Raw genomic sequence first — 8,514 nt, forward strand, 5'->3', positions numbered from 1 at the left:
AAAAAACTTTACAATCGTTTGAAACAATTGAAGAAAAAATTGGACTCATGAAATTTTCATACAATTTATCCTTTCCAAAGATGCTCAAAAATAAATGTGCAAACAAGTTTATGTAAGTCAATGATTAATAGACATTAACATAATTTTTGCACCTAAAAAACAAATGTTTAAACGAGTAAATGACTGAAATACAGCATATTATTGTTTAAACACCTTTCTTGATAAAAGTCAATAATTCCCCTTAAAAAAAATTTAATAGTCTTACCTAAAACACCAAATTCTCTCCATTTTCTTTAATAAAATAACCACTTCAATTAGGGAAGGCTTTGAAAAAGGGTTTCACTTTATAAATAAAAGTTACCCAGTTAAGAATGATAGCTACTAACTTGGATTGAAAATATTTATAAGTACTAGTTTGATGATACCAGAACCTTGAATGACAAAAACTCTGAGGGACATTTAATTATCAATCTTAGCTTTAACGATAAGGATGAGAAACTCAAAAGTAAACTGGGCAATGAAATAACATATGTTTAAAAAATAACCCTTTCACCTTTCTTATAGATTAGCTTTCCTTCAAAAGACAACGATTATCACAGCAATTTGATTAATTTTGGCCTTTTAACCCCTTTCCATATGAAAATCCTGGTAATTGCTGAAAAAGAAATGCAGGAGGAATTTAAAAAGAAGTTCTCCTCTACACACAAATATAATTTTGAAACAGGTTATCATTTTGACCCTGATATTCTGAATGATATAGACATAGTATTTGATTGGTTGATCGATGAAAGTTTAGAAAACTTTGAGCTGTATCAGGATTTAGATCACTTAACTGTATTCTGCCATGCCCCAAAAATCAGTCTGGCAGAGATTGCTTTTTTCCATGGAAACCCGTCCTGTACAGTATTTGGATTTAATGGATTACCGACCATGGTAAACAAACCTTCTCTGGAAGTGAGTTTATTAAAACCAACAGATGCAGATCACCTGGAAAAATTAGCAAACGCCTTAGAAACAGATTATTTTTTAGTGGAGGATAGAGTAGGCATGTTTAACCCAAGGTTGATGGCTGTACAAGTAAATGAGGCTTATTTTGCTATGCAAGAAGGGTTAAGTGATTATAATGAGCTGGAAAACAAATTAGATTCTCCTTCCAATCCATTTGAAATATTGCGTACCATTGGGCTTAAAAACATTTATGAGATCCTAGAAGCCATGTATGAAGACACTAAAGATGATCGCTATCGCATTTGCCCTAAATTGAAAAGAGAGTATTTATTTAGTGAATAACTAAAAAGGTATTGGGCTGAATTCAAGGTTTCCTTTTTAAAACCTCAACTTATATATTAGTTAGGAAATCATTCAGTTTAATATCAAATGAAATAATTGTTCCAAAATTAATCACAGGACATACTTATTAATAATGGCTTTTGGGTATGTTCTGTCCCTCTAAACCATTACCCCATTCGATTTCCAAACGAAAATAAAACAATGGCAATAATCGCTGCCCCAAGTGCCATCCAGTGAAACAAATTAATATTCTCTTTAAAAATAATTACCCCCACAATAATTGCCGTGGTAATAATTGATAAAACTGCATACAACACATAATGGCTTGCCCCATAACGAGAATAAAGAATATTAAATCCAAGAAAGGTGATTAATAATCCCGTCCCACTAAGCAATGTCCAAAACCAATTATATTTTAGTATTGCCTTATATTGTGGTGGGCCTAAAATAGGTGCAACTGACAACGCCAACAAAGCCGCTATTAGCGCAGAAATTGCTATAAAGGCAAGATTGTTTGCGGAAATATCCGCTTTCTTTTGACCTGCTGCATACATGGCATTTCCAACAGCAGCAATAAGAGCAAACAATAAAGGACCTACTATTTTCATCTATGGGTAACTTTTGAGAAAAATATAAGCTAATGATAATTTGCCAACATTTATTTTCGCAGCCAATAAACTGGCCGCCATATATAGAATTAACTTTTCTTCAATAAAAATTTCAAAATTATTAAACCCAACAATATTACCCCTTTCAGCGATAATGAGCAAGTGGGTAAAAATCAAAATGTTCCCGTATAATAAAAATGAATGTAAAAAGCTTTAGAGAATTAAAAGTTAAACATAATTAAAGTGTAAGGGAGGTATTTTTAAACAATGACTCCAGCAAGTTTTTCAAAAAAGGGCTATTTTCTTTATGTAATTAGGATACAGAATTTTGTGAAATGAGTCGATCCACAGCCTCTTTTATTTTAGTATTATTTTTTTGTCTTTCAAGAATAAAAGGTTTGGCCGCTCTTTCCTTGCAAGAAATGGCCGGACACCGTTCACAGGTTTCATTTACTTCACGGGTTTTAATTGCAGGATCATTCCAAAATTTCACTTTCTTTTTAAAGTTATTATTCAGCATGAAACCAATAGACAGGCTATTCCTTTTTTGAGCAAGGGCTAAAACCAGGTACTCATTTTCAGAATCAATATATTTCGATTTCTGTAATCGAAATATAGGTTGCTGGGCATTCCAACCCTCTTGTTCTAACTCCTCCAAAATGGTTAAGGATACCCACCTTCTACAATAGTGCTCATTTAGGGCCGTTCCATGAGGATTATGCAATCCAGATAAATGGATCTCTTTGGTTAAATGAAAAGACTCTTCCTCCGGCTGATAATTAAAGCGCAAAAAGAATAGTTCATTTAAACCAAAATACTGAGGTGATATATGGGTAATTCTATGCATAAATGTCTCAGGTGTTGCCGAGTATTTTTGCATCATCTCCACCAATGGCTTTTCGGAAAAGTGTTCCTTTTCAAAAAAATGTTTAAGATCATTTATAAAGCTGTCCTGAGGAATAAGAATCGCTGAAGCAAAATAAGATGCTTTAAAATTATTCAAGACCTGATCAAAAGAATCCACCGCCACCCAGGAGGAAGTAAATGGCCGGTTCTTTAATTTCATGAACTGAAAGCCAAGTTCTTTCCCGAAAATAAACGCTCGTTGCCTACTATTTAATTCAGGATTCAATAAAAGGGTGGGGCTGGATCCAGGAAGAAGTACGGAGCGTAATGAACTAAGTGATTCATCCTGAACTAACTCCTCCTCATTTATTTGATAATTAAATTCTTGGGTTAATAGATCCTGAAGTATTTTATCATCCAATAATTTATCTTCTTTTAAATCAAATTTTTGGAAAAATTCCTTTGCTTTTTGTTCTATCTCAGGAAAATAGTTGTCGTGCATTTCTTGATATGACCTCAGCACCGAAAAATAAAAGCGTTCCACGGTCATATCATAATTCCTATTAATTTCTATTAAGGTGCTGATAAAGGCACTTAATTTGGTGGGCGCATTGGAAAGAAGCTCTAATAAATCTCCCACCTCTATACCAAAAACCTCAAAGGGAAGATCATTCAAAATATTGGAATGCAGCAATTCACTAATGGGAGCCAGTTTTTTATTAAGTTTTAAGGAAACCAACCAATCATAACTAACCCCAAAAACCTGGGCCAGGGCCATTATCTTTTCCGCCTTTGGTCTTTTTTTTCCCTTCTCAATCTCATTTAGATAAGAAACAGAAATTCCACTTTGTTTGGAAACTGATGAAAGAGACATTTTCTTTTCTTGCCTCAATTGCCTGACCTTCAATCCAAAAATTAATCGAATATTTTCTTCCCTGATATTCACGCCTAAAAAAGTGATTTAACTGCTCTAATGTACGCATTTTTTACGGAAAAGATGTGATTTGCAAAAATTCGATTTTAGCGAATTTAAATAAAAAGCGAAAATTCGCTTGTTTATTAAAATTCGCCAATCTATATTTAACTCATTCATTTACAAACTAAAATACTTTATCCCATGAATTCACAAACCACCTCCACTAAAGGGGTCACCATAAAAGGCCCTTTAGTGCCCGCCTATGAAAAAATCTTAACCGATGATGCTATTCGCTTCCTGGTTGATCTTCACAGAAAATTTGAAGCCCTCCGAAAAAACCTGCTTTTAGAAAGAGAAAAAGTTCAACAAGAAATTGAGAAGGGTAATTTTCCAGATTATCCTCAGGAAACGGCGGTTGTTCGAACAAGTGACTGGATAGTGGCCCCCATTCCTGCAGATTTGCAGAATAGAAGAGTAGAAATTACCGGCCCTGTTGACAGAAAAATGATCATCAACGCCCTAAACTCTGGCGCCAAAGTTTTTATGGCGGATTTTGAAGATGCCACCTCCCCAAACTGGAAAAATGTAATGGAAGGACAGGTCAACCTTCATGATGCAATACGACGGAAAATTGATTTTCAAGCCCCAAATGGAAAATCTTATAAATTGAGGGAAAACATTGCTGTATTAAAAGTCCGTCCACGAGGCTGGCATTTGGTTGAAAAACATTTCTGGGTAGATGGAGAACCTATTTCTGCCTCCTTATTCGATTTTGGGCTCTATTTTTTCCATAATGCCAAAGCCCTTTTAGCTAAAGGCAGTGGTCCTTATTTCTATTTGCCAAAACTAGAAAGCTACAAGGAAGCCCGTTTGTGGAATCAGGTTTTTGAACATGCCCAAAAGGAATTAGATCTTTCCAAAAGAACCATAAAAGCCACTGTCCTAATCGAAACCATTTTAGCGGCCTTTCAAATGGATGAAATTCTGTTTGAACTTCGAGATCATATAGTCGGACTAAATGCAGGTCGTTGGGATTACATTTTTAGTGTAATCAAAAAATTCAAGAAATACCCAAAATTCATAATGCCTGACCGAAGTCAGGTTAGTATGGAAGTTCCTTTTATGCGTGCCTATGCCCAATCATTGGTAAAAGTATGTCACCGCAGGGAAGCCCATGCCATTGGTGGAATGTCCGCCTTTATTCCTGCCAAAGAAGAGGCGGTAAATCAACTGGCAATAAACAAAGTACAAGCCGATAAAAGATTGGAAGCTACAAGTGGGTACGATGGTACATGGGTAGCACATCCATTCCTAATTCCAATCGCTAAGGAAGAGTTTAAAAAGGTTCTTGGACAAAAACCCCACCAAAAAGAAGTCAAAAGAGAAGATGTACAGGTAAAAGCCTCGGATCTGTTGAACGTCACCATAGATGGGGGAAAAATAACAGAGGCTGGCCTCCGAACAAACATAAATGTAGGCATTCTCTATATAGAGTCGTGGCTGAATGGTACTGGAGCAGCAGCCCTGTACAACCTAATGGAAGATGCTGCTACAGCCGAAATTTCCAGAGCCCAAGTCTGGCAATGGCTCCACATTGAAGGGACTATTCTAGATGATGGTCGAGCTATTACCCTAGAACTTTATAAATCATTTCTTGAGGATGAAGTAGAGAAAATAAAAATGCTTTTGGGAGAGAACAGAGTATCTGAGGGCAATTTAAAGCATGCCGTCTCATTATTTGATCAATTGGTCAGGAAAAAAGAGTTTGAAGAATTCCTTACGCTTTCAGCCTATGAACTCCTTTAACCCTTGTCATTTACAGGAAACACATCAAATACTTTTTAACAATTAATAACCATGAATAAGCAAGAAAGAATTGAAAGTTTGATTTCAGATTGGGTATCAAATCCACGGTGGAAAAACATCACCAGAAATTATACAGCAGAAGAAGTAGTAAATCTCCAAGGGAGCGTTAAGATTGAACACTCAATAGCAACCCAAGGAGCAATAAAGTTATGGCAAAAACTCCATACCGAAGATTTTGTAGCAGGTTTAGGGGCTCTAACCGGAAACCAAGCAGTACAACAAGTTCAAGCGGGCTTAAATGCCATTTATTTAAGTGGGTGGCAAGTAGCTGCAGATGCTAACCTTGGGGAAAGCATGTATCCAGATCAAAGTCTTTATCCAGCCAATAGCGTACCAGCAGTTGTCAGAAAAATTAATAATGCTCTTTTAAGAGCCGATCAGATTCAATCTTTGACGGGCTCTGGGGAGGTGGACTGGATGGCTCCAATTGTTGCTGATGCCGAAGCAGGGTTTGGAGGAAATCTCAATGCTTTTGAATTAATGAAGGCAATGATAGAGGCAGGTGCTGCAGGCGTGCATTTTGAGGATCAATTGTCCTCTGCTAAAAAATGCGGGCATTTAGGAGGGAAAGTATTGGTCCCAACTCAAGAAGCAATCAATAAATTAGTGGCAGCTCGTTTAGCCTCAGACGTTTTGGGAGTACCCACAGTTCTAATTGCACGTACAGACGCAGATGCAGCCAATTTAATCACCAGTGATATTGACCCTAGAGATGAGAAGTTTATCATTAGTAAGGAAAGAAGTAGCGAAGGGTTTTATCACGTTCGAAATGGAATTGAACAGGGAATTGACCGAGGCCTCTCCTATGCCCCTTATGCGGATTTACTATGGATGGAAACTTCTCATCCAGACCTAGGACAAGCTAAAGAGTTTGCTGATGCTATTCATGCAAAATATCCTGGAAAATTGTTGGCATACAATTGTTCTCCTTCATTTAATTGGGCCGCTAAGTTATCTCCTCAAAAAATGAGAGTTTACAGAGAGAAATTAGCAGAAATGGGATATAAATTCCAGTTTATAACTCTGGCAGGATTCCATGCCTTAAATACTTCCATGTTCGAGTTGGCAATGGCCTACAGGGATCATGGCATGTTAGGCTATTCGGAATTACAACAGAAGGAATTTTTACTGCAAAAAGAAGGGTTTAAAGCGGTAAAACATCAGGCTTTTGTGGGAACGGCATATTTTGATGCTATCCAACATACCGTTTCAGAAGGAAAAGCCTCAACGGCTGCTTTGGCGGGATCTACCGAAGAAGCTCAGTTTTAATATTAGAACCAGAGACAAGGCAAGCCTTGTCTCTACCTCTTAACTATAATTTACCTTCAATTAAGCGCATTAACTTTTCCAGATTTTTTTGATCAATTTCATCGAAATCGTTCAACTGGTCACTGTCCACATCTAAAATCAATGCAACTTCTTCGTTTTTAAAAGCAGGCAGCACAATTTCAGATTTAGAATCCGAGCTACAGGCAATATGACCTGGAAATTCATCTACATTTTCTACTAACACAGTGCGTTTTTCTGACCAAGCCGTACCACACACTCCTTTTCCCTTTGCAATCCGTGTACAGGCAATAGGTCCTTGAAAAGGGCCTAGCACTAATTGAGCTTCCTTTACCACATAGAACCCAACCCAAAAAAAATTCATCCCATATCGCAGGGCCGCTGCAATATTGGATAAATTAGCAACCAAATTATCTTCATAACTAATAAGCGCCTCAATTTGAGGCAAAAGACTGTCGTAGCGTTCTTGTTTATCTGTCGAAGTCGACACTATCAGATTCTCCGCCATAGGTTTCTATAAATTAATATAATTTTAAATCTCCTTTACACCTTTCACCATTTTGGCTTAAAAATAAAAAGTTGGTCATTATCAATACGAAAGCGATCAACCAAAGTTCCATTTAAAATTGGAGCAGCTATCCCTTTACCAAAAGTTGTAGGGGCTTTAAAAACTCTGGCTTCATCCCACAAACCTTTTTCAATAAACTTATTTAACAAACCAGAACCCCCTTCTACAATAAGCGACTGTTGTTTTCTTTTAAAAAGGTCATTTAGCATATCTTCCAAAAAATCTTTGCCTTCTAAAGCTTGGAAAAGCAGGTTTACCTCCTCTCGATTTTCCTTTAAATTATAACAAATTGTGGGTTGACTTCTATCAAAGAGTTTTAACGTGGGGTTAAGCTTAAGTTGACGATCAATTACAATTCGTAAGGGATCCTTGCCAGACCAATCTCTGACATTCAACTGAGAATCATCAAACTGAGCAGTATTTGAGCCTACAAGAATGGAATCTTCTTCTGCCCGCCATTTGTGCACCAATTGGCGGGAGAATTCATTGCTGATCCATTTGGAATCATAATTTTCTCGGGCAATAAAACCATCAGCGGTTTCAGCCCATTTCAGAATGATATAGGGTCTCTTCTTTTCTAAAAAGGTAAAAAACCGACGATTTAACTTTAGGCATTCCTCTTCTAAAACCCCAATTTTCACTTCAATTCCAGCAACTCTTAGTTTTTCAATTCCCTTTCCACCTACCTCAGGATGGGTGTCCTTACAGCCGATGACCACACGTTTTACCCCACATTTAACCAACAAATCCGCACAAGGTGGAGTTTTCCCAAAATGAGCACAAGGTTCCAACGTTACATAAACTGTACTTTTTGGTAGTAAATTTTTGTTGGGCACGGCATTCACAGCGTTCACTTCAGCATGTGGTCCACCATATTGCTGATGCCATCCTTCTCCGATTATTTTATTTTCATAAACAATCACACAACCTACCATTGGATTTGGACTGACATTTCCTCTTCCATTTGTGGCCAGTTCCAGGGCACGCTGCATAAAAATATGATCACTGTTTTTCATATAAGTAGAAAATACCCGTAAAAGTAAATTTGAAAAACCCCTCTAAAGGGTATTTAAAAAACGAAATTATAAGCATTATAAACTTTTCGAAAGTAAAAAGTTAATTTTGTAGGATTA

General features: G+C 36.9%; 7 protein-coding genes. 3 read left to right on the forward strand and 4 right to left on the reverse strand.

Annotated features, from left to right (window positions below; all coding sequences use genetic code 11):
• The first annotated feature begins 636 nt into the window (after positions 1 to 636).
• Positions 637 to 1,290, forward strand: a complete 654-nt coding sequence (locus tag E1171_RS13355) for a 3-hydroxyacyl-CoA dehydrogenase family protein (RefSeq protein ID WP_155206511.1) — start codon at positions 637 to 639, stop codon at positions 1,288 to 1,290.
• Positions 1,291 to 1,457: 167 nt separating this feature from the next.
• Here the strand turns inward: E1171_RS13355 and E1171_RS13360 are convergent, their stop codons facing one another.
• Together E1171_RS13360 and E1171_RS13365 are read right to left on the reverse strand one after the other, a co-directional pair.
• On the reverse strand, positions 1,458 to 1,898 hold the full coding sequence (locus tag E1171_RS13360; protein WP_155206512.1) for an EamA family transporter: 441 nt from the start codon (positions 1,896 to 1,898) through the stop codon (positions 1,458 to 1,460).
• Between the two features lie 313 nt (positions 1,899 to 2,211).
• Positions 2,212 to 3,690: a helix-turn-helix domain-containing protein gene (locus E1171_RS13365; protein ID WP_187696443.1), complete on the reverse strand. Its 1,479-nt coding sequence runs from the start codon at positions 3,688 to 3,690 to the stop codon at positions 2,212 to 2,214.
• Between the two features lie 171 nt (positions 3,691 to 3,861).
• On the opposite strand from E1171_RS13365, the gene aceB reads away from it, so the two are divergent.
• Positions 3,862 to 5,466 (forward strand): malate synthase A, encoded by a 1,605-nt coding sequence (aceB, locus tag E1171_RS13370; RefSeq protein WP_155206514.1) that lies wholly within the window; start codon positions 3,862 to 3,864, stop codon positions 5,464 to 5,466.
• 51 nt (positions 5,467 to 5,517) lie between these two features.
• A complete protein-coding gene (gene aceA, locus E1171_RS13375) occupies positions 5,518 to 6,795 on the forward strand; it encodes an isocitrate lyase (protein WP_155206516.1) in 1,278 nt (425 codons plus the stop codon).
• A 43-nt stretch (positions 6,796 to 6,838) separates the two neighbouring features.
• Here aceA and E1171_RS13380 read toward each other — a convergent pair whose 3' ends face one another.
• Both E1171_RS13380 and ribD read right to left on the reverse strand, forming a co-directional pair.
• Positions 6,839 to 7,321 carry a GAF domain-containing protein gene (locus E1171_RS13380; RefSeq protein WP_155206518.1) on the reverse strand — a complete coding sequence of 161 codons (483 nt, stop codon included), beginning with the start codon at positions 7,319 to 7,321 and terminating at the stop codon, positions 6,839 to 6,841.
• A gap of 44 nt (positions 7,322 to 7,365) precedes the next feature.
• Positions 7,366 to 8,397 (reverse strand): bifunctional diaminohydroxyphosphoribosylaminopyrimidine deaminase/5-amino-6-(5-phosphoribosylamino)uracil reductase RibD, encoded by a 1,032-nt coding sequence (ribD, locus tag E1171_RS13385; RefSeq protein WP_246164334.1) that lies wholly within the window; start codon positions 8,395 to 8,397, stop codon positions 7,366 to 7,368.
• Between the last annotated feature and the right edge of the window lie 117 nt (positions 8,398 to 8,514).

Source organism: Xanthovirga aplysinae (assembly GCF_009711365.1).
GTDB lineage: Bacteria > Bacteroidota > Bacteroidia > Cytophagales > Cyclobacteriaceae > Xanthovirga > Xanthovirga aplysinae.